The organism is Actinoallomurus soli (assembly GCF_024055715.1).
Taxonomy (GTDB): Bacteria; Actinomycetota; Actinomycetes; order Streptosporangiales; family Streptosporangiaceae; genus Actinoallomurus; species Actinoallomurus soli.
In genome coordinates, this window is record NZ_JAMXMV010000001.1 from 277,150 (window position 1) to 303,762 (window position 26,613).

Sequence of the window (26,613 nt, forward strand, 5' to 3'; positions counted from 1 at the left end):
TTGAGCGGCGAGGCGGGCGACCCGATGCCGCCGAGCGGCCCCCCGGATCGCCGAGCGGCCCCCGATCGCCGAGGGGCGTACCGTCCTCGGCGACTTGGCGCTCGGTGATCCGGCGACCTGGGGGCTCTGTGGCACGGTGGTTGCTCGGTAGCGGTGGTCAGGTGTTCCTGGCGGTTTGCTGGGTGGCCACGTGGGCCGGGTCGCTGGTGTGGGGGGCGACGATCTCGCGCCACTTGTTGGTGATGGGGAGACGGCGGTCGCGGCCGAAGTTCTTCGGGGTGATCTTCGGGCCCGGCGGGTACTGGCGGCGCTTGTACTCGGCCGCGTCGACCAGCCGGATCACCCGCTCGACCAGCTCCGGGTCGTGGCCCGCGGCGATGAGGCCGTCGCGGCCCATGTCCTTCTCGACGTAGTCGTCCAGGAGCGCGTCGAGGATGTCGTACGGCGGGAGCGAGTCGGTGTCGAGCTGGCCGGGGCGCAGCTCGGCGGACGGCGGCTTGTCGATGATGTTCTGCGGGATCGGCGGGGTCTCGGACGGGCGCGTGAACGGGTGGGCTCCGTCGGTTCGCTCGTTGCGCCACGTGCAGAGGGCGAAGACCGTGACCTTCGGCACGTCCTTGATCGGCCCGTAGCCGCCGGCCGAGTCGCCGTACAGCGTGGAGTAGCCGGTGGCCAGCTCGCTCTTGTTGCCGGTGGTCAGGACCAGGTGGCCGTGCTCGTTGGACAGGCCCATGAGGATGTTGCCGCGGACCCGCGCCTGGAGGTTCTCGGCGGCCAGGCCGTGCAGCTCCAGCTCCACCTCGTACGCGTCGACCATGCCGCGGATCGGCACCGTACGGGAGTGGATGCCCTGCCTCTTGACCAGGTCCTCCGCGTCGGTGATCGAGTGGTCGCTGGAGTAGCGGCTCGGCATGAGGACGGCGTGCACGTTGTCCGGGCCGATCGCGTCGGCGGCGATCGTGGCCACGAGCGCGGAGTCGATGCCGCCGGACAGGCCGAGGATGACCGAGCGGAAGCCGTTCTTGCGGACGTAGTCGCGCACGCCGAGCACGAGTGCGCCGTACACCTCGCCGAGATCGCCCAGCGGCTCGGCGCAGGGCGGCTCATCCGGGGTGTAGGCCGGCACCGGGTCCGAGGACAGCAGCACGCGCTCGATGGTGATGGTGGTGCCGTCGCGCCCGTCCGCGGGCGTCTCGCCCGGCGTGAACTCCGCCGGGGCGGCGGGCAGGTCCAGGTCGGCGACGAGCAGGTCCTCGGTGAACTGCGGGCCGCGGGCGACCAGCCGGCCCTCGCCGTCCACGATGACGGAGTCGCCGTCGAAGATGAGCTCGTCCTGGCCCCCGACCAGGTTGACGTAGGCGAGCGCGCACCCGGCCTCGCGGGCACGCCGGGCGCACAGCTCCAGGCGCACGTCGTCCTTGTTGCGCTCGTACGGCGAGGCGTTCGGGGTGACGAGCAGCTGGGCGCCGGCGTCGCGGGCCACCGCCACCGGTCCGCCCTCCTGCCACAGGTCCTCGCAGATCGCCACGGCGACGTCGACGCCGTGGAGCCGGAAGACGGGCAGCCGGTCGCCGCGGACGAAGTAGCGGTACTCGTCGAAGACGCCGTAGTTCGGCAGGTGGTGCTTCGCGGTGCGCACGACGACCCGGCCCTGGTAGAGCACCGCCGCCGCGTCCAGGGGCGCGCCGGCGGGCTGGCCGACGCGGTCCACGACGTCGCCGCGCCGGTCGAGGTAGCCGAGCACGACGGCCAGCTCGCCGAGACCCTCGCCGGCGAGCCGCCGGGCGGTCGCCTCCAGGGTGGCGATCGACGCGTCCACGAACGACTTGCGCAGCGCGAGGTCCTCCACCGGGTATCCGGTGAGGAACATCTCGGGGAAGACGACGAGGTGCGCGCCGCGGTCGGCGGCGCGCCGGGTCCATTCGACGGTCAGGTCGGCGTTGCCGGTGAGGTCGCCGACGGTCCCGTTCACCTGAGCGAGTGCGATACGAAGCTGTGCCACGCCTCCGAGACTAGACGGGACGTACGGGGCGGTGTTCCCAGGGACCGGAGGGCCGGGTGCCGGCCCGCCGGGAACGAAACGCTCATTGGCGATAGCGGACGGGCGGTTGCCCGGGGCGGCCAGCCGCCGGGGGGAGTGCGGTGACGTACTCGGCGGCGGGGCCGCCGGGGTGGCCGGCCCCAGACCCGCTCGCCCGGGTGCAGCCCGCTCCCGGCGTCCCGGCGCCTGGTGGCCCACCTCCCGCAGTCCTTCCACGCCGGTCACTCGGCACCGCTGCCCCCACCCCCGCCGCTCGGGCTGCGGCACCTCCACCGGGCCGACCGCCCACTGAGACCTTCGGGCAGCGGCAGCCGCGTGGCCGGCATCCACCTCGGATGCGGGCCGGAGACGCGCTGCCAGGCGCGGTCGTTCCCGATGGGCCGTGTCACGTCCGCTGGTCGCGTGGCGGCGACGCCAGCATGCGCACCTCGGGGAACAGCAGGGGGATGAGGACGACGAGGATCTGCAGCGTTCCAGCGGTCCAGAGCGTCGTCCGCAGGCCGAAGCAGCCCGCCACGGGCGCCACCAGCGCCAGGCCCAGGGGCTGGCAGGCGAGCGCCCCCGCCCACTCGTAGGCGCACACGCGGGACAGGGCCGTGGCCGGGATGTGGTGCTGCAGGGCCGTCTCCCACAGCGTGTTGAAGACCATCAGGACGAGCCCGCCGCAGAACGCCGCGATCGCGATGCCGGCCACCGTGAGCCCGGCGGCCAGGGCGAGGGTCGGGCAGGCGAACATCACCATGATCGCCACTCCCGAGCGCAGCGGGTACCGCGGCCGTACGCACAGCGCGATCGCGCCGCCGCCGAGGCAGCCGGCGCCGAACGTCGCGGAGATGAGCGCCCACGCGCCCGCGCCGCCGAACGACCGGGCGCTCACCGTGGGGCCGAGCACCGAGAAGGCCCCGTACAGCAGGTTCACCAGGGAGGCCGCCACGATGACGCTCCACACCCACCGCCGTGAGCGGAACTCCCGCCAGCCGTCGGCGAGTTCGCGGGCGAACCTCTGCGGCCGGTCGCCCCCCGCCCGCCGCAGCCGCAGCCGGGACAGGCACGCGGCGCTGATCGCGAACGTCGCCGAGTCCGCGGCGAGCGCCCAGCCCGGACCGGCGCCGACGACCAGGGCACCGGCCAGCGCGGGTCCGGTGAGGAGCGACGTGGACAGCGCCAGGACCCGCAGGGCGTTGGCGGGCTGCCGCTGCTCGGGTCGCGTCGTCGCCTGCACGACCCCGGCGACGGCGGGCCCGGAGACCGCGGCGGCGATCCCGTGCACCGCCTGGAGGACCACGAGATGCCAGATCTGGGCGGTGCCGCTGATCAGGAGGGCCGCCGCGACGCCCTGGATCACGGCGCGGACGAGGTCGGAGCCGAGCATGAGCGAGTGGCGCGGCAGGCGGTCGGCGATGACGCCGCCGATCAGCGTGAACAGCACCTCTGCCGCGGAGCCGGCGGCGAGCACGACCCCGAGGTCGAGGGCGCGCCCGGTCAGGCCGAGGACGGCGAAGGCGAGGGCGGGCGCGACCATCCCGTCGCCGAGCATGGAGGTGCACTGGCCGAGGAAGAACCAGCGGAAGTCACGCTCCCGGAGCACGGACAGCCCGCGCACCAGGCCACAGGACCTCGGACCCTGCACCATTCAGCTCGTACGCCGCCTCGAAGGGGGTTAACCACCTGAAGTTAGACATTTCACAACATTCGGTCAATCCCCTTCGGTGCTCGCGCCGACGGAAGCAGGTGTTCATGAATTGAACGCATAGCACACCGCCGTGGCGGTTATGTGTTCATGCCTTGACCGAATCGCCTCCGCGAGGGACAGTGAGGCCGCAGCCTCCCGACTGCGCGCTCATGGCTCCGCCCCCGCTCTCGGAAGAGAGGTCCCTATGAGTGCGACCCCCGCCAGGCGAGGCAGGCTTCGCCTGCGAGCGACCCTCGCCCTGCTGTCCTCCCTCGTCGTCGCGGGCGCCGCGGCGACCATCACCCCCGGCGCGGCCCGCGCCTCCGTGCCCGGTCCTCCCTCCGGCTGGACGACCGTGTTCAGCGACGACTTCAACGGCGCCGCGGGCTCCGGCGTCGACACCGCGAACTGGCAGTACACGACCGGGACGAGCTACCCCGGCGGCCCCGCCAACTTCGGCACCGGGGAGGTCGAGACGATGACCTCCTCGACCTCGAACGTCTCCCTCGACGGCGCGGGGAACCTGCGCATCACCCCGCAGCGCGACGGCGCGGGGAACTGGACGTCCGGCCGGATCGAGACCCGGCGCTCGGACTTCCAGCCGCCCGCCGGGGGGAAGCTCCGGGTCGAGGCGCGGATCCAGATGCCGGACGTCACCGGCGCGGCGGCCAACGGCTACTGGCCCGCGTTCTGGATGCTCGGCGCCCCCTATCGCGGCAACTGGTGGAACTGGCCGGGCATCGGCGAGCTCGACATCATGGAGAACGTTCAAGGCATCAACAACGAGTGGGCCACGATGCACTGCGGCACCAGCCCCGACGGCCCGTGTCACGAGACGAACGGCATCAGCGGCCAGCGCGCCTGCTCTCCGACGACCTGTCAGGCCGCGTTCCACACTTACGCCCTCGAATGGGACCGGAGCACCAGCCCGGAACAAATGCGGTTCTACCTCGACGGAGTCAACTTCCACACCGTGCGCGCCGACCAAATGGACGCCACCACCTGGGCCAACGCGACGAATCACGGTTACTTCGTCATCCTGAACCTCGCGATGGGCGGCGGGTTCCCGGCGGCGTACGGCGGCGGCCCGGACTCCGGCACCGTCCCCGGCCACTCCATGCTCGTCGACTACGTGGCGGTCTGGCAGACCGGCGGCGGGAGCACGCCCCCGCCGCCCCCACCGGGGAGCCGTGACGCCTACACGCCGGTCCAGGCCGAGTCCTACGACCAGCAGTCCGGCCTGGCCACGGAGACGACGACCGACAGCGGCGGCGGCCAGGACGTCGGGTGGGTCGCGAACGGCGACTGGGCGCTGTACAAGGGCGTCGACTTCGGCTCCACGCCGGCGACGCAGTTCTACGCGCGGGTCGCGAGCGGCGCCGCCGACGGCGTGAGCGGGCTGGTCGAGGTGCGCCTCGACAGCCGGTCCAACGCGCCGATCGGAAGCTTCGCCGTCGGGAACACCGGCGGCTGGCAGAACTGGCGCACGGTCCCGGCCAACATCGCCGGGGTCACCGGCACGCACGACGTGTACCTGACCTTCACCAGCGGCCAGCCCGCCGACTTCGTCAACGTCAACTGGTTCGACTTCGGTCACTGAGACGTGCGGGCGCGGGGCGTCCACCGGTTTCCCGCCCCGCCCGCCTCGCGCCCGCACCCTATTCCGGCCCAGTTCCTTCCACGGCACCAGCGCCGGTCGCCCCTTCGACGGCTCCGAAGCCTGTCGTCCCCCCACGGCTCCGAAGCCCGTCGTCCCTCCTACGCCGCCAGAACCCGTCGTCGCCGGACCGCCGGGCCGAGCGCGAGTGCGCCGCAGGCGGCGACCCCGCACAGGACGGCGCAGGCGAGCCACGGCGACCAGGGGGCCAGGCCGAGCAGCCCGCCGCCGAGCGGCGGGCCGAGCAGGGACGCGGCCGCGAACGCCGTGCCGTACAGGCCGCTGTAGCGCCCCCGCAGGTGCGCGGGCGCGAGGTCCGCGATGATCGCGGTGGACACCGCCGCGAAGAGGACCTCGCCCAGCGTCCACACCAGGACCGTCGCCGCGAAGGCCCAGCCCGACGACGCGAACGCGGTCAGCCCGAACCCGGCCCCGACCACGGCCGTCCCCGCAGCCAGGACCCGGCTGTGGTCGCGGCGGCCGAGCCAGGCGCCGATCAGCGGCTGGACGACGACGATCCCGATGCCGTTGAGGGCCATCGCGAAGCCGTACGCCGACGGGGGGAGCCCCGCGTGCCGCATCGCCAGCGGGAGCGTCGAGTAGGACTGCATGTAGACGATGCCGTAGCAGAGGACGACCAGCACCGAGGCGACGGCGACGCGGTCCCGGAGAACGTCCACGAGCCCGCCGGGTTCGCGCTCCGCACGCCGTCCGCGGGTCTCGGGCACCGCCCGCCAGACGAGGACGCCGCACATCACGGACGTGGCCGCGTCGATCCAGAACAGCCAGGAGAAGCCGGCGCGCGACAGCGTCCCGCCGAGCACCATCGCGACCGCGAAGCCCAGGTTGATCGCCCAGAACAGCAGGCCGAACGCGCGGGTCCGCTCGGCGGGCCCGACCAGGTCGGCCAGCAGCGCCTGCGAGGCCGGGCGGAACGCGTCGATCGTCAGGCCGAGCACGAACACCAGCACGATCAGGACCGGGGTCGCGGTGGTGTACCCGAGCGCGAGCATCGCGGCGGCGGTGGCCAGCATCCCGCCGGTCAGCGTGGCCCGCCGCCCGACCCGGTCGGCGAGCACTCCGCCGACGACCTGGGAGATGATCGAGCCGAGACCGAACAGCGCGAGCACGAGCCCGGTCGCGCCGGCCGACAGGCCGCGCACCCCCGTGAGATAGAAGGCGAGGAACGGCTCGACCATCGTGCCGAGCCGGTTGACGAAGCTGCCGGTCCAGAGTGCCCAGAATCCCCGCGGCAGGCCCCCGACCCGCGTGTGCAGGAACGCGGGGAGCCGGGTGGGCGGCGGAGCGGGCATCTCGTCGACGGAGGTCATGGACGCATGGTCGACAACACCGGCGCCCGGCTGGAACTCTTTTAGCGGTGCCTAAAAGATCGAAGCCTGAATGATCGAATTCCTCTTCGCCCCGGACGACGTCGCGCGCGTCCGCTTCGCGTTCTCACCGCTCTGGGAGCTCATGCACAGCCTGCGCGTGCTGGCCGACCCGTCCCGGCGCGCGCTGCACCTGCCGTGGGTCCGCGCCGTACGGCCCCGGCTGCGGGGGCTCGACCTGACGCCGTTGCACGCGCTCGTCCCCGCGGACGGGTACATGCCCGACTTCCTGACCCCGCCTCCGGCGTCCCCGCTCCCGGACTTCGCCGCCGAACTGGAGCGGGTACGGGCCACGCCCCCCGGCCGGGTCGCCGCGGAGATCCGGGACGTCGGGACGGGGTCCGTGGAACCGGCGCCGCTGCGCGCGTGGCGCCGGGCGATGTCCGAGGATCCCGAGCGTGCCCTCGCCCAGGTGGCGGACCTGGTCGAGGCCTACTGGGAGGCGGCGCTGGAGGAGTCCTGGCCGAGGATGCGGGCGCTGCTGGAGGCCGACGTGCTCCGGCGGTCCCGCGCCCTGACCGAGCGCGGGGCCGAGGGCCTCTTCGCCGGCCTCCACGAGGCGGTGCGCTGGCACGGCGACCGGCTCGCCGTTCAGCGCCGGTGGCACCATCGCGGTCCGCTGGCCGGGCGCGGGCTGGTCCTGGTGCCGAGCGCGTTCGTCTGGCCGGCCGTCTCGGTGATGACCCCGCCGTACCAGCCGATGCTGAGCTACCCGGCGTACGGCGTCGCGACGCTGTGGGAGACCGCCCCGGCGGCGCCCCCGGACGCCATCGCGGCACTGATCGGGCGGCGTCGCGCGTCGCTGCTGCTCGCGCTGACGGTCCCGGCGTCGACGACGGAGCTCGCCAGGCGCCTGGCGGTGACCCCCGGTGCGATCAGCCAGCACCTGGGCGTCCTGCGCGCCTGCGGTCTGGTGACCGGCCACCGGGTCGGAAGGCGCGTCCTGTACACGCGCACGGCGGCCGGCGACGCGCTCGCGACGGCCGGAGGTGCGATCACGGAGGCCGGTGGCGCGATCGACATGGACGTGACGGTGCGCAACTGATTGACTCTTCCGCGTGAGTGGGACGGATGGAGCGTCGTACCCCCCTCGGAGGCACCGTGCACCTGTTCACTCTCTCCCGGGCGCGCGTCGTGCCCGCGACGGCGGTGGCCGCCTGCCTGCTCGCCGGGTGCGCGCCGCCCGGTCAGACCGTGCGGGGCGTCCACCTGGTCGCCCGCGGCAGGCTCACCACCTGCACGCACCTGCCGTACGCCCCGTTCCAGTTCCAGCGCGGCAAGGCGATCGTCGGCTTCGACGTGGACCTGATCGACCTGGTGGCCCGGCGGCTGGGCGTGCGGCAGAAGATCGTCGACACCCGGTTCACCGCCATCACCTCGGGCGAGGTGTTCGCGGTCGCGGCCTGCGACGTGGCGGCCGCCGGCACGACCATCGACCCGCGGCGGGCCGCCGTGATCGACTTCTCCCGGCCGTACTTCGACTCCGGGCAGGTGCTGATGGCCCGCCGTGACGCGCGGATCACCCCGGACGCCCTGGGGCCGAACGGGCCGCGGGTCGGCGTGGTCGTCGGCACGACGGGGCAGGCGTACGCGCGCCGCCGGGGATGGCAGACGAAGGGCTATGAGAACGCCACGACGGAGCTGGACGCGCTGCGCACCGGCCAGGTCGACGCGCTCGTCCAGGACGATCCGGTCGTGCGCTACTGGCTCACCGACGAGGCCAACGCGGACTTCACGCTCGTCCCGGGGATGCTCACCCACGAGAAGTACGGCTTCGCCGTGCGCAAGGGCCACAACCCGGCGCTGCTGCGGCTGATCGACGACGTCATCGCGCAGATCCGGCGGGACGGCACCTACCGGCGGACGTACGAGCGCTGGATGGGCCCCATGCCGCCACAGACCACCGCGTGACGCCGCCGGGTGAGCCGGCGGCCGGAACCGGCCATGCCGTCGTCACCGCGTCGGAGACCATGATCGACTTAGAGGTCGCCGATGGGGGAGTGCGATGCGGAGAGTGGCCGTCGTCGCGGCCGGCCTGATCATCCTGGTGGCTGCGGCCGCCTTCTCGTGCGCCGCCTTACGAGGAGCGAGCGGTCCGGCGACGCCGGAGGAGGCCTCGCGCGCCTACTTCCGCGCCTGGAGCGACGGGGACTTCTCGGCGATGCGGCGGCTCGTCGACGACCCGCCCGGAGACTTCGCCGACCGGCACCGCGCCCTGTCGCATGCGCTGCGCGTCGACGCGGTGGGCTTCACCCCCGGCCCGCTCGTACGGCACGGCGATGAGGCGTCCGTCGACTACGGCGTCACCCGGCACCTGACCGGGATCGGCGACTGGAGCTTCCGCGCGACCCTGCGGCTCGTGCGCCGCGACGGCGCGTGGCGGGTCGTGTGGTCGCCGGCCACGCTGCACCCCGCCCTGGTCGACGGCGGCGCGTTGGCCCTGGCCCGGCCCGACGCCGCGTCGGGAGCGCCGGTCGCCGCGGACGGCCGGCCCCTGCCCGACGACAGCGGCGCCCAGCCGTACCTCGCGGACGTCGGCGGACGGTACGGCGAGGACGACGGGGTCCCCGGGTGGGCGGTGGAGGTCCGGAACCCGGGACGGCCGGCGCGGCAGCTGAAGGTCTTCCCCGGCCGTGGCGCGGAGCCCGTCCGGACGACCATCGACCGGCGCGCGCAGGCCGCCGCCGACGCGGCCGTGGGATCGGCGTCGGCCGCACTCGTGGCGATCCGCCCCTCGACGGGGGAGATCGTGGCGGTCTCCGACCGGCTGCCCGACGCCGAGAGCGCGTTCCAGGGGCTGTATCCGCCGGGATCGACGTTCAAGGTGGTCGTCGCGGCGGCGCTCCTGGAAGGCGGGATGACCCCGGCGAGCGCGGTCGACTGCCCGGCCGTGACGGTCGCCGGGCAGCGCACGATCCACAACCACGGCGGCCTGGCGCTCGGCCGGGTCGCCCTCACCGACGCGTTCGCGGAGTCCTGCAACACGACGTTCGCGAAGCTCGGAGTGGCGGCGGGAACGGAGCGGATCCGGCAGAGCGCCGCCGCGTTCGGCTTCGGCGCGCACTTCGACACGGGGACCGACACGGCGTACTCCGGTGACTTCCTGGACCCGGGCGGCGACAACGGGCTGGCCGAGGCGTCGATCGGCCAGGGGAGGGTCCAGGCGACCCCGCTCGCGATGGCGGTCGTCGCCGCGGCCGTGGCCGACGGCTCGTACCGGCCGCCGAGGATGGTCCCCGCACCCCTCGTGCACGCGGGAATGGCCCGGCCGCTGCCGTCCTCGGCCGTCGACGGGCTGCGGTCGATGATGCGCGCGGTCGCCACCCGGGGCACCGCGGCTCACGCCGGACTTCCGGCGGGCACGGCGGGCAAGACGGGGACGGCCGAATATGATGCCCAAGGCCATACGCACGCGTGGTTCATCGGCTACCGGGGCGATCTGGCCTTCGCCGTCTTCGTCCTCCACGGCGGGGACGGCGGGCAGGTGGCCGGGCCGGTTGCGGCTCGCTTCCTTGCCGTGATCAAGTCGTGACCCGCTGACGTTTCCGCAGGTGGCGAGCGATATGACATAGTCGGACAGTTATTTGTCCTGGTTATGGAGGAATTGTGGCTATCAGTCGTCGGCTCGCCGCCGCCACCGCCGGGCTCTGCGCGGCCGCCCTCGCCCTCACCGCCTGTGGCGGTGGAGGAGGCGGAGCGACGGTCCAGGGCGCCAAGCTGGTGAAGAAGGGCAAGCTGACCACCTGCACCCACCTGCCGTACCCGCCGTTCCAGTCGGCGCAGGGCGGCAAGGTCGTCGGCTTCGACGTCGACCTCATCGACCTGGTCGCCAAGAAGCTCGGCGTGACCCAGCAGGTCGTCGACACCCCGTTCGAGACGATCAAGTCGGGGACCGCGCTGAACGCCGGCAAGTGCGACGTCGCCGCCGCGGGCATGACGATCAAGCCGGAGCGGGCGAAGTACATCGACTTCACCAAGCCGTACTTCAACGCGACCCAGGCGCTCATGGCCAAGAAGGGCATGACCTACGCGTCGCTGGACGACGTCAAGGCCAAGAAGCTCAAGGTCGGCTCCCAGGCGAGCACCACCGGTGAGGACTACGTCCACTCCAAGGGCATCGACTCGAAGTCCTTCAAGGACTCCGCCAGCCTCCTCAACGGGCTGCGCAGCGGCCAGGTGGACGTGATCATCGAGGACTACCCGGTCGTGCAGGGCTGGCTGAAGGACCCGGCGAACTCCGCGTACGGCGTCGCGGCCAGCCTCAACACCGGTGAGCAGTACGGCTTCGCCGTCCGCAAGGGCAAGAACCCCAAGCTGCTCGCGCTGATCAACCAGACGATCGACGAGGCGCGCCAGGACGGCGAGTACAAGAAGATCTACGAGAAGTGGATCGGCCCGATGCCCGCGGGCGCCTGAGCCCGGCCCTGACCGATCCGAGAGGCCGCAATGACTGAACACGCGGAGGCGGCGCCGCGGCTGACCCGCAGGCAGCGCCGCCGGATGATCCTGGGCGGCGAGTACGGCATCTTCGTCGTCGCCGTCGTGCTGCTCGTGTCCCTGGCGAACTGGGGCGCGCTCAAGACCAACTTCGCCGAATGGCGGGTCGCCAAGACGCTGTTCCCCGACATCATCACGGTCGCGCTGCGCAACACCCTGCTGTTCACGGTCACCGGGTTCGCGCTGGGCCTGGCGGCCGGCCTGGTGCTGGCGCTGATGCGGCTGTCGTCGGTGCCGCCGTACCGCTGGTTCGCCATCGCCTACATCGAGGTGTTCCGCGGACTGCCCGCGCTGCTCATCTTCATCTTCGTGGGCACCGGCGTCCCGCTCGCCTTCCCGGGGGTCAACTTCCCCGGCGGCGTGTACGGCCAGGCCGCCCTCGCCCTCGGAGCGGTCTCGGCGGCGTACATGGCCGAGACGATCCGGGCCGGCATCGAGGCCGTGCCGCGCGGCCAGATGGAGGCGGCGCGCACGCTCGGCATGTCGCACGGGCGGGCGATGCGCTCGATCATCATCCCGCAGGCGCTGCGCATCGTGATCCCGCCGCTGACCAACGAACTGGTCCTGCTGTTCAAGGACTCGTCCCTGGCGCTGTACCTGGGCGTCACGCTGCAGCAGCGGGAGCTGTCCAAGCTCGCCCAGGACGTGACCGGCCAGCAGGGCAACACCACGCCGATCATCGTCGCCGCCCTCTGCTACCTCATCATCACCATCCCGCTCGGCCACCTGGCGCGGCGGCTGGAGGCCCGGCAGAAGAGGGGGCAGCGGTGACGACCGTGAACACCACCGCGGCGGTCCAGGTCGCCGGGCTGCAGAAGGCGTTCGGGGACCTGGAGGTGCTGCGCGGCATCGACTTCGAGGTCGCGCGCGGCGAGGTCGTGTGCATCATCGGTCCCTCCGGATCCGGCAAGTCCACGCTCCTGCGCTGCGTCAACCTCCTGGAGGAGCCCACCGCCGGGAAGGTGTACGTCGGCGGCGTGGAGCTGACCGACCCGGACGTGGACATCGACGCGGCGCGCCGTCGCGTCGGCATGGTGTTCCAGCAGTTCAACCTGTTCCCGCACCTGTCGGTGCTCGGCAACGTCACCATCGCCCAGCGCAAGGTGCTGCGGCGCTCCGCGGACGAGGCCGACCGGATCGCGCGCGACAACCTCGCCCGCGTCGGGCTGGCCGACAAGGTGGACGCCTACCCCGCCCAGCTGTCCGGCGGCCAGCAGCAGCGGGTCGCCATCGCCCGCGCGCTGGCCATGGGCCCGGACGTCATGCTGTTCGACGAGCCGACCTCCGCGCTCGACCCCGAGCTCGTGGGCGACGTGCTCGGCGTCATGCGCAGGCTGGCCCTCGAGGGCATGACGATGCTGGTCGTCACGCACGAGATGAGCTTCGCCCGCGAGGTCGCCGACCGGGTCGTCTTCATGGACGGCGGCGTCATCGTCGAGGAGGGGCCGCCGTCGAAGGTCATCGGCGACCCGACGCACGAGCGCACGCGCACGTTCCTGTCCCGCGTCCTCGACCCGGCCGCCGCCGAGGTCGAGGAGTGACCCCGGTGAGCCCCTGACGGCAGGTCGTGAGGGGCTCACCGGAACGGCGGTCACGCTTCGCGACCTTGTAACGTCGCCGAAACATGGACGCGGCACACTGATAGAACGCCAGAGTTGTCGTCGAAGGTCACAAAGGGGATCCGTTTTGGACCGTCAGCAGGAGTTCGTGCTCCGCACGCTCGAGGAGCGCGACATCCGCTTCATCCGGCTGTGGTTCACCGACGTGCTCGGATTCCTCAAGTCCGTCGCGGTGGCCCCCGCCGAGCTGGAGCAGGCGTTCGCCGAGGGCATCGGATTCGACGGCTCGGCCGTCGAGGGGTTCGCCCGCGTGTACGAGGCCGACATGCTCGCCAAGCCGGATCCGTCGACGTTCCAGGTGCTGCCGTGGCGGGCGGAGTCGCCGGGCACCGCCCGGATGTTCTGCGACATCCTCATGCCGGACGGGTCGCCGAGCTTCGCCGACCCGCGCTACGTCCTCAAGCGCACGCTGGGCCGCGCGGCCGACCTCGGGTTCACCTTCTATACCCACCCCGAGCTGGAGTTCTACCTGCTCGGCAAGGCGCCGGACGACGGCAGCGAGCCGACGCCGGTCGACCTCGGCGGCTACTTCGACCACACGCCGCACCGCGCCGCGCACGACTTCCGGCGCAACGCCATCATGATGCTGGAGTCGATGGGCATCTCCGTCGAGTTCAGCCACCACGAGGGCGGCCCGGGTCAGCAGGAGATCGACCTGCGCTACGCCGACGCGCTCACCACGGCCGACAACATCATGACGTTCCGCCTGGTGATGAAGGAGGTCGCGCTCGAGCAGGAGGTGCACGCCTCCTTCATGCCGAAGCCCTTCACCGAGTACCCGGGCTCGGGCATGCACACCCACATGTCGCTGTTCGAGGGCGACCGCAACGCCTTCTACGAGCCGGGCGCCGAGTACCAGCTCTCCAAGGTCGGGCGCGCGTTCATCGCCGGCCTGCTCCGGCACGCCGCCGAGATCACCGCGGTCACCAACCAGTGGGTCAACTCCTACAAGCGCCTGTGGGGCGGCGTCGGCGCGTCCGCCGGGGCCGGCGGCGAGGCCCCGCCGTACATCTGCTGGGGCCACAACAACCGCTCCGCGCTGGTGCGCGTGCCGATGTACAAGCCCCAGAAGGGGCACGCGACCCGCATCGAGTTCCGCGCGCCGGACACCGCCTGCAACCCCTACCTCGCCTTCGCCGCGATCCTGGGCGCCGGCCTGCGGGGCATCGAGCAGGGCTACGAGCTGCCGCCGGGCGCCGAGGACGACGTGTGGGCGCTGACCGCGGCCGAGCGCCGCGCGATGGGCATCGAGCCGCTGCCGCAGAGCCTGGACGAGGCCATCACCGCCATGGAGCGCAGCGAGCTGGTCGCCGAGGTCCTCGGCGAGCACGTCTTCGACTTCTTCCTGCGCAACAAGCGCGCGGAGTGGGAGGACTACCGCCGCCAGGTCACCGAGTACGAGCGCCGCCGCTATCTGTCGGTCCTGTAATCCCTGCTCAGACCGTTAGTCAGACCCGCACGACGGTCGGGCCGACGGTCAGACGTACCGTCGGCCCGAACCTCTCCTAACAGCCCTGGGCCGTCTCTGGGCCGCCTGAGGCGGAACCGATGCGCTCATAGGCAACTTCTTCACCTCCCTGCAGGGAGGGCGGAAGGGATCGAAGATCGCATCCCCACGCTTCCGGTCCCGTAAGGACAACCGGCAGGCGGTCCGGTTTACCCGCAATGCCCGCTTCGCCATCACCTCCGGCGGGAAACTCCGGTTACCGAAGGTCGGGAATATCGCGGTCCGCTGGTCCCGGCGGTTGCCCGCACGCGGATTCCATCACCAGCTCTCCACGCAACTGATTCGCGATAACCAAGCGATCTATGTGGAAGACCTGGCCGTCAAGGGACTGGCGCGCACCCGGCTGGCCAAAAGCGTTCACGATGCCGGCTGGTCGTCCTTCGTGGCCATGCTGGAGTACAAGGCGCGCCTGTACGGGCGGACTGTCCACCGGATCGACCGGTGGTATCCATCCTCCAAGCAGTGCTCGGCTTGCGGGGCACTGGCCGAGTCGATGCCGCTGAACGTCCGATCCTGGGCCTGCTCGTGCGGGGCGGTCCATGACCGGGATGTGAATGCGGCCAAGAACATCCTCGCCGCCGGACGGGCGGAGAGACTAAACGCCTCCCACACCCGTGGGCGGGACGGTGAAAGCCGTTCCGGTGGAGGGCAGGTAAGACCACCCCACCCTGGTGGCATGCCCGTTGAAGCAGGAAGCCACAGAGGTGCCGCATGACACGGCACGGACTGAATCCTCAGCCTTTTAGGCTGGGGAGCGCGTCAACTGTCGGTGCTCTGAGGCGTTCCGATCATCTCCATCGCGACGGCGAGGCCCGTCGTGCGGCGCTGCTCGTCGGTGATGTCGTAGTCGTCGAAGGCGAAGAGCGCGATGTTCAGCCCGAAGATCGCCATCGCCGACTTGAGCTGCTCGGTGAGCGGGGCCTTCCGGTCGGCGAGCAGCTCGATGAGGGCCCTGACCCGGCACTTGAGCTTCTCGCCGACGGCCAGTTCGCGCATGGTGCCCTGGTTCTCGTGCGCGAAGCGCATGATTCCGGGCGTCGAGGTGTACAGGTGGTCGGCGTAGCGGCGCACGATCTCCTGCCGCGTCTCCACGGTCGGCGGCTGGGCCTGACCCCAGGCGATGAGGTCGTCGAGCCTGGCGAGGGCATCGTCGAACAGGCTGACGATGATGTCCTCTTTGGTCTTGAAGTGGTAGTACAGCGCCGCCTTGGTGACGTGCAGCCGCTCGGCGATCTCCCGTAGCGAGGTCTTCTCGTATCCGTGCTCGGCGAACAGCTCCAGCGCGACCGCCTGGATCCGCGCCCGGGTGTCGCCGCGGGGTTCGCCCATGATGAGACTCCGTCCAAACCAAACTAACTTGACGACCGGCTAGTTCCTAACTTACCGTACGGCAGGTAAAGAAACTAGCCGGTCGACAAGTAAGCAGTCGGCCTCAGAGAGAGGTTACCGATGGCGGGGACGAACACGGCGGAGTCAGCGCCACCAGGCGCGGCGGAGCCGAGAAGCACGCGATCCATCTACATCGCGATCATCGGCCTGATGCTCGGCATGTTCCTCGCGATGCTCGACAACCTGATCGTCGGCACGGCGCTGCCGACCATCGTCGGCGACCTCGGCGGTCTCAGCCACCTCGCCTGGGTCGTCACCGCCTACACCCTCGCCACCGCGGCCGCGACGCCGATCTGGGGCAAGCTCGGCGACCTGTACGGCCGCAAGGGCATGTTCATGGCGTCCATCGTCGTCTTCCTCGCGGGCTCCATGCTGTCCGGGCTGTCGCAGAGCATGGGCCAGCTCATCGGGTTCCGTGCGCTGCAGGGCCTCGGCGCCGGCGGCCTCATGGTCGGCGCCTTCGCGATCATCGGTGACCTGGTCCCGCCGCGCGAGCGCGGCCGCTTCCAGGCGATCATCGGCGGGATGATGCCCATCGCCTTCGTCGGCGGCCCGCTGATCGGCGGATTCCTCACCGACCACCTGAGCTGGCGCTGGACCTTCTACGTCAACGTGCCGCTCGGCGCGCTCGCCCTGCTGGTCACCGGTGTCGGCATGCGCCTGCACACCCCGCACATCAAGGCGAAGATCGACTTCCTCGGGGCCTTCCTGCTGACCGTCGGCGTCGTCTCCCTCACCCTGGTCGCGAGCTGGGGCGGCACCGAGTACCCCTGGGCCTCCTGGGAGATCATCGGGCTGGCGGTCGTGGCGGTCGTCACCCTGGTGCTGTTCGTGCTCGCCGAGGCCCGCGCCGCCGAGCCGATCCTGCCGCCGCGGTTGTTCCGCAACAAGAACTTCACGGTCGCGCAGATCCTGAGCTTCCTCGTGGGCGCCGCCATGTTCGGCGCGGTGAACTTCCTCCCGCAGTACATGCAGGACGTCCAGGGCGCCTCCGCGACGGCGAGCGGCCTGCTGCTCCTGCCGCTGATGTTCGGCATGCTGGTCGTCATGCTGACCACCGGTCAGCTGATCGCCCGCAACGGCCGCTACAAGCTCTACCCGATCATCGGCGGCGCGGTGATGACCGCCGGCATGCTCGTGCTGCTCCTGCTCAAGGTCGACACCAGCACGGCGGTGAGCTCGGCGCTGACCGCCGGCGTCGGCCTCGGCATGGGCTTCATCATGCAGAACACCATGCTGATCACCCAGAACAGCGCCGAGCTCCGGGACATGGGCGCGGCGAGCGGTTCGGTCACCCTGTTCCGTACGGTGGGCGGCTCGCTCGGCGTGGCGCTGTTCGGCTCCATCTTCACGAACCGCCTGGAGCACACCATCTCCGACCGGCTCGGCCCGCAGGTCGCCCACAAGATCTCGTCGGGCGGCGCGCACGTGACCCCGGCGCTGCTGCACACGCTGCCCGTGCCGGTGCAGGAGGCGTTCAAGTCCGGCGTCACCAACGGCCTGCACGGCACGCTGATCGGCGGAGCCGTCGTCGCCTTCGCGGCCTTCATCCTCGCCTGGTTCGTCCGCGAGGTGCCGCTCCGCGGCTCGGCTCCCGGGAGCCCGAAGCAGCAGGCCGAGGAGACCCTCACCGAGCCGGTCATCTGATCCGGGCGTCGATCGATCACGGGTCCCCGGTCCGCAGGAGGCGGACCGGGGACCCGTGACGTACGGCCTTCGCGGCGGTCACGGAATACGGTCGGCCAGCGACCACCACTCCTCGGCCTCCCGCCGCAGACCCTCGTCGGTCAGATGGCCGGCGATGAGACGCAGGGAGCCCAGGGCGTCCTTGACGCGCCTCATCCGGAACGCCCTGGGCAGCAGGGCGGGATCGCCCCGGCGCACCCGCAGCTCGTGCTCCAGCTCCCGGCTCTCCTCCCGCACCTCGTCCCGGGACCTGCCGATGTCGTCGAGGAACCCGGTCACCATCAGCTCCGGATCGAGGACCGGGTCCTGCTTCGACGGCCCGAAGTAGTGCAACATCGCGGCCTGCACCATGAGTCTCCGCTGCAGCGCCTGTTCCGGCTCGAGGGCGCCGGCCCGCCGGGCGACGTCGAGCGCCGTCAGCAGGATCGCCCCCCAGGTCCTGCCGTCCGGACTCCCGGACTCGGTGCCGAGCAGACCGGTGTTGCACACGGACAGCAGCACGGTCCACCACTCGGCGGGCGCGTCCGCCAGGTCGGAACGGGCGAGGACGCGCTCCATCTGGGCCGGAGACATCCCGGTGAGGTCGGCGGTGCTCGGGAGAGGCGACGATCGCGTGTTCATGCTCCACCTCAATAGGTGTTCGAAACGATGACGTCGATGCCCGCCCGCTCGAACGCGGCACTGCCGATGCCCATCGTCTCCGGTCCCGGCTCGAAGTGCCCGCTCGCCCGGTTGATGGACGCCGGAAATCCCTCCATCAGCACGGATCCGGAACCTGCGGCGTAGACGCGGCCACCGGGTCCCGCGAGGATCGTGTGCGCCATCTCCACCCTGTTCCAGCCGCCGGCGCCGTAGTTGAAGGGCATCACGCGCAACTCGTGCGCCCCTCCCTCGCCGGGGACGACCGCCCACTTGAACTCGGTCTCCCCGCGGAGCGCGGCGATGAGACTCTCCATCCCCGCGTCCTCCCGCAGGGTCACGGGGGTGAGGCCCCGGTCCCGCGCGGCCTTCATCTCCATGTTCTGCTCCCACATGCTCCTGTTGTTCTCGAGCAGGTACGGGGCCAGACCCAGCGGATCGGCCGCGGCGGTCGGATTGTGGACGTACGCGTGCGGATCCGGCTGCGGGGTGATGCCGAGGGGGTCGCCGCTCTGGTAGCGACCGCCGACCGGATCGTAGTAGCGCCAGTGGTTGTACTCGAGGCCGGTCTCGGGATCGTGATACTGGCCGGGGAAACCGAGGGGGCACGGTCTCGCGTCGTTCCCGAGGCCGGCTCCCCAGAGGTTCGTCGCGGGCTGAGGCATGACCCGGCCGGAGGCGTCGACGAGCTCGGCGGGCCTGCCGACCAGATCCGTGATGATCGCGTGGAACCGCTCGTCGACCCGTCCCCGGCGAGCCTCGTGATCGGGCGAACGCTCCGTCTGGGTGAGCGGTTCGAAGGTACCCGGCCGGTGTTCCCAGGTGATGGTGCGGCGCGCCGACCCGCCGGGTCGTCGCACCGTGCGGGTCTGCTCGGCCAGGACCGGGCCGTCCCACGTGAAGTCGGTCCGTTCGATGACACCGTCACGGCCGACCAGCCGCTTCTCGACGCGCCGCCCGAGCGGGTCGTACCGGTACTGCCACTCCCGGCCCTCCGGAGTGATGACGGACGTCAGCCTGTCGTCGCCGTTCCAGGTGAATCTCCAGGTACGGACCTTGCCCGACAGGGTGCGGTGGCGGCGCGCGACCACCCGACCGTGAACGTCGTGTTCGTAGTGGACCCGCCCGGCCCGGCGCAGCAGGGTGCCCGAGTACTCCCGGTCGCCGAAGGCCTCATCGTCGGGCGAGCCGCTCGCGGACGTCGCCGGCCAGAGCGCGTGGGTGACGTTTCCCGCCGTGTCGTAGGCATAGCGTTCAGTCCAGCCGGCGGCCCGGACGGCCGTCACGCGTCCGGCCGGATCAACGTCCAGCGCGCGTACACCGTCCCGTTGGTCGGCGATTCCCGTGAGGTACCCGTCGGCCCGGTAGGCGTAGGCGCGATGCTGCAGCAAGGAGGGCGCCGGTGGTGTCCCGGGCTCCGGCGTGGCGGCGGCCGGGCCGACGCCCGGTGCGGCCCACAGGGTCTGCGCGGTCAGGCGGTGGTCCGGATCCCACTGCTGAGCGAGCAGGACGCCGTCGCCGATCCGGCGTTCGATCTCTCGCCCCGCGGGGTCGTGAGCGAAGCCGAGCGTCAGTCCGCCCGTCCGCAGACCGATCGGCCGGCCCGCGGAGTCGTACGCCCAGTGGGATTCGGCACCGCTGGGCGTACGACGGTGGATCCGCCGGCCCCGCGCGTCATAGGTGCTGGTGACGGTCGCACCGTCCCGTGTCTCGGCGACGATCCGGCCGAGCCGGTCTCGCCCGAAGACCACCTCCGTGTCCGGACCGGCGGCGCGGATCAGGCGGCCGGCGGCGTCATACGCGAGGGTGACGACGCCCCCGTCGCCGGTCCGGGCGGTCATCCGGCCGAGCGGGTCCCGGGTGAATCGGACGGCCTCGCCGGTCTGGTCCAGCCGGGAGATGAGCCGGCCGGCCGCGTCGTACGCGTAGGTGAGGCGGCGCCCGTTGAAGTCCGTCTCGCCCACGAGCCGTCCGGCGGCGTCATAGTCGTACCGCCAGACCAGGCCCTGCGCGTTGGTGACGGAGATGAGGCGCGCCTCCGTGTCGTAGCCGAACTCCAGACGTGCCCCGTCCGGTCCGGTCCGCGCGGCGGGGAGATCGAAGTGGGTGTACGCGGTCCGGGTCGTACGGCCCAGGGGGTCGACATGGGCGACCGCGTTGCCCTCGCCGTCATGGATCCAGCGTTCGACCGCACCACCGGGCAGGGCCCGCCAGGCCGGTCGTCCCTCGGTGGTCCAGCCGTACCGCGTCACCCCGCCGACCGGGTCCGTGACCGCGGTCACCCGGCCGAAGGCATCGCGCTCGACCCGGAGGCGCGCGCCCGAGGGGTCGGTGATCTCCATCGGGAGTCCGGCGGGGTTCGGGACCACGCGAGTGGTGCCGCCGACCGCGTCCGTGATCGTGGTGAGGCGGCCGCGGTGATCGTAGGCGCGGCGGGTGGTGTGACCGAGCGGGTCGGTGACGGCGATCAGGTTGCCGCGCTCGTCGTACTCCTGCCGCCAGGTCGTCTCCCCGTCCGCCTCCACGAGCGCGACGGGAAGGTTCAGCTCGTTGTAGCGGCTGATGATCCGATGGCCGTCCGGGCGGAGGATCGCGGTGACGTTCCCCGCCTCGTCGTAGGAGTATCGCGTCGTGTGGCCGAGCGGATCGGCGCGGGCCAGGAGCCGGTCGTAGCGATCCCACTCCGAAACGGTGCGGTGCCCGTGCGGGTCGGCCTCGGCGATCACCTGGCCGAGGTCGTTGAAGTGGTAGGTGGTGACGTTCCCGAGCGAGTCGGTCACCCTGGTACGGCGGCCGTCGGGAGCGTACTCGACGCGGGTGTTCAGGAAGCCGCCCGAGCCCTCGCCGCGGACACCGCGCCCCTGCTCGTCGTAGGTGTAGCGGTACCAGGAGCCGTTGCGGTCGAGCCATTCGGTCATCCGCCCGGTGTCGTCATAGGAGAACCGGAGCGGCCGGCCGGACGAGTCGATCACTTCGGCGAGGTGGCCGGCCTGGTCATAGCCGTAACGCACGAGGTCGACGGCGTCATCGCCGCTCTCCCCGGTCAGGAGACGCAGCATCCTGAGACGTCCGTCCACGACGTCGACGGCGATCCGGTATCCGGCTGAGTGCCGCACCTCGGTGAGGGTGGCCGTTTCGTCGTAGACCAGCGTGATCCGGTTGCCGTTGCGGTCCGTGACGGCCGTCAGCGGGAGGTTCCCGGGACGTGCGGGATCCGCGGCGGCGAAGTGACGAGTGACGCCGGCCTGCGGATCGGTGACGGTGTATCCACCGCCGGGCACGGGAGCGAGCGGCCAGCGCGGCCCCTCCAGTGGCCATACCGTCGTGCCGGCGGACGGGGGAGGGTAGACCAGCAGCATGCCGTCTTCGGCGGCGAAGGTCATCCCCGAGGCGTCGGCCGCCAGCCGCTGGTCCAAGGTGGAGGCCCAGGACGGCCCCAGGAGCGAACCCGACCGGTACGACGACACGTGGGTCCGCTCCAGCACCAGCGGGAGCACGCCGGCCAGTTCCACGTCCGTCTGTCGCAGCACCACCTCGCCGGTGGCCACGTCGATCGGGTCCTTGGTGGTGACCCGGGACCAGAGGCGGCGGGACGTGGCGCGCAGACTCGCCAGACGCGAACCCTGGGCCCGCTCGGCGACGTGGCCGGCGTCTCCCGCCGCACGGCGGACGGCGGTCCCCGTCGCGGGCAGCCGCAGGAAGTGCCCGACCGCGCCGAACAGCCGCGTCCGGCTGAGCGCCTCACCTACGGCACCTGGCAACCCCACCGCCTCGACCACCCTTCGCCCGCCGACGTTCCGACAATGATCACCGATAGGGACGCCGGCCGGCGAACCTCGGTGCCGTCATCGGCCGGCCGATCCCGGTCCTCCGTGTCAGGAACCAGGGGGCCCGCCGGGGACCCCCTGATCCTTCCGCTCAGCGGGGGAGCGTGCCGAAGCGGGCGCCGGCGCCGAGGCCGAAGGTGCTCGCCTTGATCAGCTTCGTGCCGGACGCGTCGATCCCGGAGGCGGTGCCGGGTGTCACGGCCACCGCCCCGGCGAAGTCGTCGAGCCCCGGGATCCCCGTGATCAGCTCGGCCCGGCCGTCGCCGTTCAGGTCGGTCAGGGCAAGCGAGTTCCCGAACCCGTTGTTCTGGTTCGGCGGAACGCCGACGCTCTTCTCCGTGATCGTGCGGACGTTCGCGGAGAGACCCTTCGCGGAGCCGAGACGCGTCGCGACCACGGCGTCGCCGTCCTCGGGCGACAGCTCGGACGCGACGTCGGCGTACCCGTCGCCGTTGACGTCCCCGACCGTGACCGGGTCGCTGCCCTCGGTCCAGGTCGTGCCGTGCGCCTCGTCCATGCCGTTCCTGGTGCCGGGGTAGACCCGGTAACCGTCGCCCTCGTACCCGCCGATGACGACGTCCGCGCGGCCGTCCTTGTTCAGGTCGCCCACGGCGACATCGTTCGTGTCGCCGAGCTCGATCGTGGGGCCGACCTTCTTGCCCAGGCCCTTGGCCGATCCGGCGATCACGCTCGTGGTGCCCTGATCGGCCGGGTCGTCCCACCACCAGCTCACGGCCAGGTCGGCGTAGCCGTCCCCGGTCACGTCGCCGGCGGCGAGCGTGTCGACCTCGCCGTCCTTGCCGGGGCTGATCCCGACCGCCCGCGGCGTGGCCGAGGTCGTGCCCCGGATCACCCAGATCTTCGTGCCGTTGACCGCGGCGGTCGCGAAGTCCGTACGGCCGTCCTTGTCGAAGTCGCCGGCGGTGAGCGTGTTGCCACCGACACCGTCCACGGCGACGGCCTTGGTCGACAGGCCGTTCTTGGATCCGAACACGATCGTCAGCGACCCGGCGTCCTTCTTCGTGCCGATGTCCTCGCCGGGTGCGCCGATCGCCAGGTCGGAGTAGCCGTCCCGGTTGAAATCGCCGACGGCCAGCTGCCGGCCGAAGTGGTCGCCCTTCTCCGCGGTGCCGGGGATTCCGGCGCTGTTCTGGCTGATGACCTGGCGTCGCGCCGTGCTCAGGCCGTTCTTCGACCCGTACGCCACCGCGACGGCGCCCGCCTTCGTCGCCGTACCGACCTTGGCGTCCGGGGCGCCGATGGCCAGGTCACGGTAGCCGTCGCCGTTGAAGTCACCGGGCTTGGCCGGTTTCACGGCCGCCCGCACACCGGCCGGCGTCACCGGCTGGCGCGGCGCGGCCGCGACCGCCGCCGAGGCGAGGCCGGCCGTCGCGGCGACGGTCACCATGGCGATGGTGCCCGTGGCGAGGATTCTCACTGACTGACTCCTTACTGACAGTTGCCGTAAAAGAGGAGACGCGCCGTTCCGGCCGAGAGTTGGCATCCGGCCGTGATCTTTCTTGGGCGCGAGCGAACGCCGTGAACGCCCGGCGTCGCGTCGGGCCGCCGACACCCGAGACGCCCGTACGGCCCACCGGAGGCTCATGATTACCTTTGACCGTGAGCGAACGCCGTACGGAGAGCATCACCGCCCGGCTGGCCCGCCTCGGCATCACGGACGTCGCCGAGGCCCAGCGCCGTCTGGCGGGACAGCGGCTCGGTGACGACCTGCTCGATGTCCTGGGCTCCGCCGCGGACCCGGACCTGGCCCTCACCGGTCTGCTCCGGATGCTGGAACGGGCCGACATCCAGGACGAACTCGCCGCAGACCCGGACGCCCTCCGCAGGCTGATCGCAGTCCTGGGCGTCAGCGCCGCGCTCGGCGACCACCTGGCGCGCCATCCCGGCCACTGGCGGGTCCTCGCCGGTCCCACGGCGCTGCGGCGTCCCACGGCCGGGGAACTGCGGACCGCGCTGCTGACCGCCGTCGGCGCCGACGCGGCCGACCCCGCCCCCCGCGCCGGGGGAGCGGAGCCCGCGGTCGCGCTCCGGGTCGCGTACCGGAGGGCGCTCCTGCACCTGGCGGGCCGGGACCTGACCGGCGTGACGGACGTCGAGGACGTCGCGGCCGAACTCGCCGACCTGGCCGCCGCCGCGCTCGAGGCGGGCCTGGCCATCGCCCGCGCCGAACTCGGCGAGCAGGCCGGCACCTGCCGGCTCGCGGTGATCGGCATGGGCAAGTGCGGCGGGCGGGAGCTGAACTACGTCAGCGACGTCGACGTCGTCTTCGTCGCCGAGCCGATGCCCGGCCAGGACGAGACGGCCGCGTTGCGGGCCGCGACGCGGCTGGCGTCCGGGATGATCCGGGCCTGCTCGGCCAGCACCGCCGAAGGCGCGCTCTGGGAGGTGGACGCCGCCCTGCGGCCCGAGGGCAAGGCGGGCCCTCTCGTCCGGACGCTCGCCAGCCACCGCGCGTACTACGAGCGTTGGGCCAAGACCTGGGAGTTCCAGGCGCTGCTCAAGGCCCGGCCGGTGGCGGGGGACCGGGAGCTGGGCGAGGAGTACGTCGGGGCGCTCGCCCCGCTGGTCTGGCGGGCCGCCGAACGCGACAACTTCGTCGAGGACGTCCAGGGCATGCGCCGCCGGGTCGAGGAGCACATCGACCCGGACCACGCCGGGCGGCAGCTCAAGCTCGGTCCCGGCGGCCTGCGCGACGTGGAGTTCGCGGTGCAGCTGCTGCAGCTCGTGCACGGCCGTACGGACGAGGAACTGCGCGGTTCCAACACGCTGAACGCCCTGAAGAAGCTGTCCTGGGGCGGGTACGTCGGCCGGGCCGACGCCGCCGCGCTCGCGAACGCGTACCGCTTCCTGCGGCGCGTCGAGCACCTGATCCAGCTCCACCGGCTGCGCCGGACGCACCTGGTGCCCGAGGACGCCGCCGACCTGCGGCGCCTCGGCCGCGCCCTGGGGTTCCGCACCGACCCCGTGGCGGAGTTCACCACCGAGTGGCGACGGCACGCCCGTGAGGTCCGGCGCCTGCACGAGAAGCTGTTCTACCGGCCGCTGCTCGTCGCGGTGGCCCGCCTGCCGGGGGAGGAGGCGCGCCTGACCCGCGAGGCGGCGCGTGCCCGCCTGGAGGCGCTCGGCTACACCGACCCGGACGGCGCGCTGCGGCACCTGCAGTCGCTCACCGCCGGGGTGTCCCGGCGCGCCTCGATCCAGCGCACGCTGCTGCCCGTCATGCTGGGCTGGTTCGCCGACGGCCCCGACCCCGACGCCGGACTCCTCGGGTTCCGGCAGGTCAGCGACGCGCTCGGCACCACGCCGTGGTACCTGCGCCTGCTGCGCGACGACGTCACCGTGGCCGAGCGGATGGCGCACGTGCTGTCCTCCAGCCGCTACGCCACCGACCTGCTGCTGCGCGCGCCGGAGGCCGTCTCCCTGCTGCGCGGCGACGCGGAGCTGACGCCACGCCCGGCCGGTGCGCTGCGCGGGGAGGCGCTGGCCGCCGTGGGCCGGCACATGAGCGCCGTCCCCGTCCGCCTGCAGCTCGATCCGGCGGCCGACGCCGTCACCGCCCTACGCGGGATCCGGCGCCGCGAGCTGCTGCGCGTCGCGGTCGCGGACCTGCTCGGCCGCCTCGACGTGGGCGAGACCGGCGAGGCGCTCACCGCCATCGCCCTCGTCACGATCGAGGCGGCGCTGCGGGCCGCGATCGAGAAGATCGAGATGGAGCGCCGGTCGCCGCTGCCGACGAGGTTCGCGATCGTCGCGATGGGCCGCCTCGGAGGGTACGAGCTCGGGTACGGCAGCGACGCGGACGTCATGTACGTCCACGACCCCCTGCCGGGCCGGGAGGAGGAGGCGGCGCCCGCGGCGCACGCGGTCGCGGAGGAGCTGCGGAGGCTGCTCGCCCTGCCGGCGCCCGACCCGCCGCTGGTCATCGACCCGGGGCTGCGGCCGGAGGGACGCCAGGGCCCGCTCGTGCGCACCTTCGACTCGTACGCCTCGTACTACCGGCGCTGGTCCTCGCCGTGGGAGAGCCAGGCGCTGCTGCGCGCGGCGCCCGTCATCGGCGACGAGGAGCTCCGCGCGCGCTTCCGGACGCTGATCGACCCGCTGCGGTGGCCCCAGGGCGGCATCGACGACCGTGCCCTCATGGAGATCCGCCGGCTCAAGGCCCGGATGGAGGCCGAGCGGCTGCCCCGCGGCGTGGACCGCCGCCTGCACACCAAGCTCGGGCCCGGCGGCCTGTCCGACGTCGAGTGGGTGGCCCAGCTCCTGCAGCTCCGGCACGCGTACGACGTTCCGGAGCTGCGGACCACGCGGACGCTGGCGGCGCTCGACGCGGCTGCGGCGGCCGGCCTGCTGGACCGCGAGGACGCCGTACGGCTCGCCGACGCCTGGCGGCTCGCCACGCGCATCCGCAACGCCGTCATGCTCGTACGGGGACGGGCCTCGGACCTGCTGCCGACCGAGCACCACCGTGAACGCTCCGCCGTGGCCCGGGTGCTCGGCTACGACGCCTCCGGCGAGATGCTGGAGGACTACCGGCGCCACGCCCGCCACGCCCGCGCCGTCGTCGAACGCGTCTTCTACGGCGACGTGGCGGGGTCGTAGGGGAGCCGGGCGCGCGGGCTCGTGAGAGAGCCGGGCCTCGCGGGTCCGTGCGGGAGCCGGGCTTCGGGGAC

At 72.1% G+C, this 26,613-nt stretch carries 18 protein-coding genes; 11 read left to right on the forward strand and 7 right to left on the reverse strand.

Translation table 11 applies throughout. The features are described from left to right. Positions 1–157 precede the first annotated feature (157 nt). Together NDW01_RS01295 and NDW01_RS01300 are read right to left on the reverse strand one after the other, a co-directional pair. Complete coding sequence (locus NDW01_RS01295; RefSeq protein ID WP_252815764.1) at positions 158–2,002, reverse strand: NAD+ synthase; 1,845 nt, start codon at positions 2,000–2,002, stop codon at positions 158–160. Positions 2,003–2,426: 424 nt separating this feature from the next. After that, positions 2,427–3,644: an MFS transporter gene (locus tag NDW01_RS01300; protein WP_252815767.1), complete on the reverse strand. Its 1,218-nt coding sequence runs from the start codon at positions 3,642–3,644 to the stop codon at positions 2,427–2,429. Positions 3,645–3,918: 274 nt separating this feature from the next. Here NDW01_RS01300 and NDW01_RS01305 point away from each other — a divergent pair, with 274 nt between their 5' ends. Further along, the gene (locus NDW01_RS01305) at positions 3,919–5,313 is read left to right on the forward strand and encodes a glycoside hydrolase family 16 protein (RefSeq protein ID WP_252815769.1); all 1,395 of its coding nucleotides are present in this window, start codon (positions 3,919–3,921) and stop codon (positions 5,311–5,313) included. Between the two features lie 158 nt (positions 5,314–5,471). On the opposite strand, the gene NDW01_RS01310 is transcribed toward NDW01_RS01305, so the two are convergent. Then, the gene (locus NDW01_RS01310) at positions 5,472–6,701 is read right to left on the reverse strand and encodes an MDR family MFS transporter (RefSeq protein WP_252815770.1); all 1,230 of its coding nucleotides are present in this window, start codon (positions 6,699–6,701) and stop codon (positions 5,472–5,474) included. Between the two features lie 70 nt (positions 6,702–6,771). On the opposite strand from NDW01_RS01310, the gene NDW01_RS01315 reads away from it, so the two are divergent. The 8 genes from NDW01_RS01315 (at position 6,772) to NDW01_RS01350 (ending at position 15,096) form a co-directional block, all read left to right on the forward strand. Continuing rightward, on the forward strand, positions 6,772–7,803 hold the full coding sequence (locus NDW01_RS01315; protein WP_252815772.1) for an ArsR/SmtB family transcription factor: 1,032 nt from the start codon (positions 6,772–6,774) through the stop codon (positions 7,801–7,803). Positions 7,804–7,859: 56 nt separating this feature from the next. Continuing rightward, positions 7,860–8,669, forward strand: coding sequence for an ABC transporter substrate-binding protein (locus tag NDW01_RS01320; protein WP_252815775.1), 810 nt, complete (start codon positions 7,860–7,862; stop codon positions 8,667–8,669). A 94-nt stretch (positions 8,670–8,763) separates the two neighbouring features. Next, positions 8,764–10,290, forward strand: a complete 1,527-nt coding sequence (locus NDW01_RS01325; RefSeq protein WP_252815777.1) for a penicillin-binding transpeptidase domain-containing protein — start codon at positions 8,764–8,766, stop codon at positions 10,288–10,290. Between the two features lie 74 nt (positions 10,291–10,364). After that, positions 10,365–11,174: an ABC transporter substrate-binding protein gene (locus NDW01_RS01330; protein ID WP_252815779.1), complete on the forward strand. Its 810-nt coding sequence runs from the start codon at positions 10,365–10,367 to the stop codon at positions 11,172–11,174. 30 nt (positions 11,175–11,204) lie between these two features. Then, a complete protein-coding gene (locus tag NDW01_RS01335; protein WP_252815781.1) occupies positions 11,205–12,026 on the forward strand; it encodes an amino acid ABC transporter permease in 822 nt (273 codons plus the stop codon). Further along, positions 12,023–12,796, forward strand: a complete 774-nt coding sequence (locus tag NDW01_RS01340) for an amino acid ABC transporter ATP-binding protein (RefSeq protein ID WP_308211612.1) — start codon at positions 12,023–12,025, stop codon at positions 12,794–12,796. Before NDW01_RS01335 ends, NDW01_RS01340 begins: the two co-directional genes overlap by 4 nt. 145 nt (positions 12,797–12,941) lie before the next feature. Beyond that, positions 12,942–14,303 carry a glutamine synthetase family protein gene (locus tag NDW01_RS01345; RefSeq protein ID WP_252782775.1) on the forward strand — a complete coding sequence of 454 codons (1,362 nt, stop codon included), beginning with the start codon at positions 12,942–12,944 and terminating at the stop codon, positions 14,301–14,303. A 316-nt stretch (positions 14,304–14,619) separates the two neighbouring features. Further along, positions 14,620–15,096 carry an RNA-guided endonuclease InsQ/TnpB family protein gene (locus NDW01_RS01350; RefSeq protein WP_308211613.1) on the forward strand — a complete coding sequence of 159 codons (477 nt, stop codon included), beginning with the start codon at positions 14,620–14,622 and terminating at the stop codon, positions 15,094–15,096. Positions 15,097–15,140: 44 nt separating this feature from the next. Here the strand turns inward: NDW01_RS01350 and NDW01_RS01355 are convergent, their stop codons facing one another. Next, positions 15,141–15,710, reverse strand: coding sequence for a TetR/AcrR family transcriptional regulator (locus tag NDW01_RS01355; protein WP_252815783.1), 570 nt, complete (start codon positions 15,708–15,710; stop codon positions 15,141–15,143). Positions 15,711–15,830: 120 nt separating this feature from the next. Between NDW01_RS01355 and NDW01_RS01360 the strand changes: the two genes are divergently transcribed. Next, the gene (locus tag NDW01_RS01360; protein ID WP_406567672.1) at positions 15,831–17,417 is read left to right on the forward strand and encodes an MDR family MFS transporter; all 1,587 of its coding nucleotides are present in this window, start codon (positions 15,831–15,833) and stop codon (positions 17,415–17,417) included. 78 nt (positions 17,418–17,495) lie between these two features. Here the strand turns inward: NDW01_RS01360 and NDW01_RS01365 are convergent, their stop codons facing one another. The 3 genes from NDW01_RS01365 to NDW01_RS01375 form a co-directional block, all read right to left on the reverse strand. After that, positions 17,496–18,077, reverse strand: coding sequence for a hypothetical protein (locus NDW01_RS01365; RefSeq protein WP_252815786.1), 582 nt, complete (start codon positions 18,075–18,077; stop codon positions 17,496–17,498). A gap of 8 nt (positions 18,078–18,085) precedes the next feature. After that, complete coding sequence (locus NDW01_RS01370) at positions 18,086–21,856, reverse strand: DUF6531 domain-containing protein (protein WP_252815788.1); 3,771 nt, start codon at positions 21,854–21,856, stop codon at positions 18,086–18,088. Between the two features lie 157 nt (positions 21,857–22,013). Continuing rightward, complete coding sequence (locus NDW01_RS01375) at positions 22,014–23,360, reverse strand: FG-GAP-like repeat-containing protein (protein ID WP_252815790.1); 1,347 nt, start codon at positions 23,358–23,360, stop codon at positions 22,014–22,016. 182 nt (positions 23,361–23,542) lie between these two features. Here NDW01_RS01375 and NDW01_RS01380 point away from each other — a divergent pair, with 182 nt between their 5' ends. Next, positions 23,543–26,542, forward strand: coding sequence for a bifunctional [glutamine synthetase] adenylyltransferase/[glutamine synthetase]-adenylyl-L-tyrosine phosphorylase (locus tag NDW01_RS01380; RefSeq protein ID WP_308211614.1), 3,000 nt, complete (start codon positions 23,543–23,545; stop codon positions 26,540–26,542). The last annotated feature ends 71 nt before the right edge of the window (positions 26,543–26,613 follow it).

Coding starts and splice junctions, on each gene's coding strand:
- NDW01_RS01325 (WP_252815777.1), top strand. CDS start 8,764: ATGCGGAGAGTGGCCGTCGTCGCGGCCGGCCTGATCATCCTGGTGGCT.
- NDW01_RS01315 (WP_252815772.1), top strand. CDS start 6,772: ATGATCGAATTCCTCTTCGCCCCGGACGACGTCGCGCGCGTCCGCTTC.
- NDW01_RS01360 (WP_406567672.1), top strand. CDS start 15,831: ATGGCGGGGACGAACACGGCGGAGTCAGCGCCACCAGGCGCGGCGGAG.
- NDW01_RS01355 (WP_252815783.1), bottom strand. CDS start 15,710: ATGGGCGAACCCCGCGGCGACACCCGGGCGCGGATCCAGGCGGTCGCG.
- NDW01_RS01365 (WP_252815786.1), bottom strand. CDS start 18,077: ATGAACACGCGATCGTCGCCTCTCCCGAGCACCGCCGACCTCACCGGG.
- NDW01_RS01305 (WP_252815769.1), top strand. CDS start 3,919: ATGAGTGCGACCCCCGCCAGGCGAGGCAGGCTTCGCCTGCGAGCGACC.
- NDW01_RS01335 (WP_252815781.1), top strand. CDS start 11,205: ATGACTGAACACGCGGAGGCGGCGCCGCGGCTGACCCGCAGGCAGCGC.
- NDW01_RS01310 (WP_252815770.1), bottom strand. CDS start 6,701: ATGACCTCCGTCGACGAGATGCCCGCTCCGCCGCCCACCCGGCTCCCC.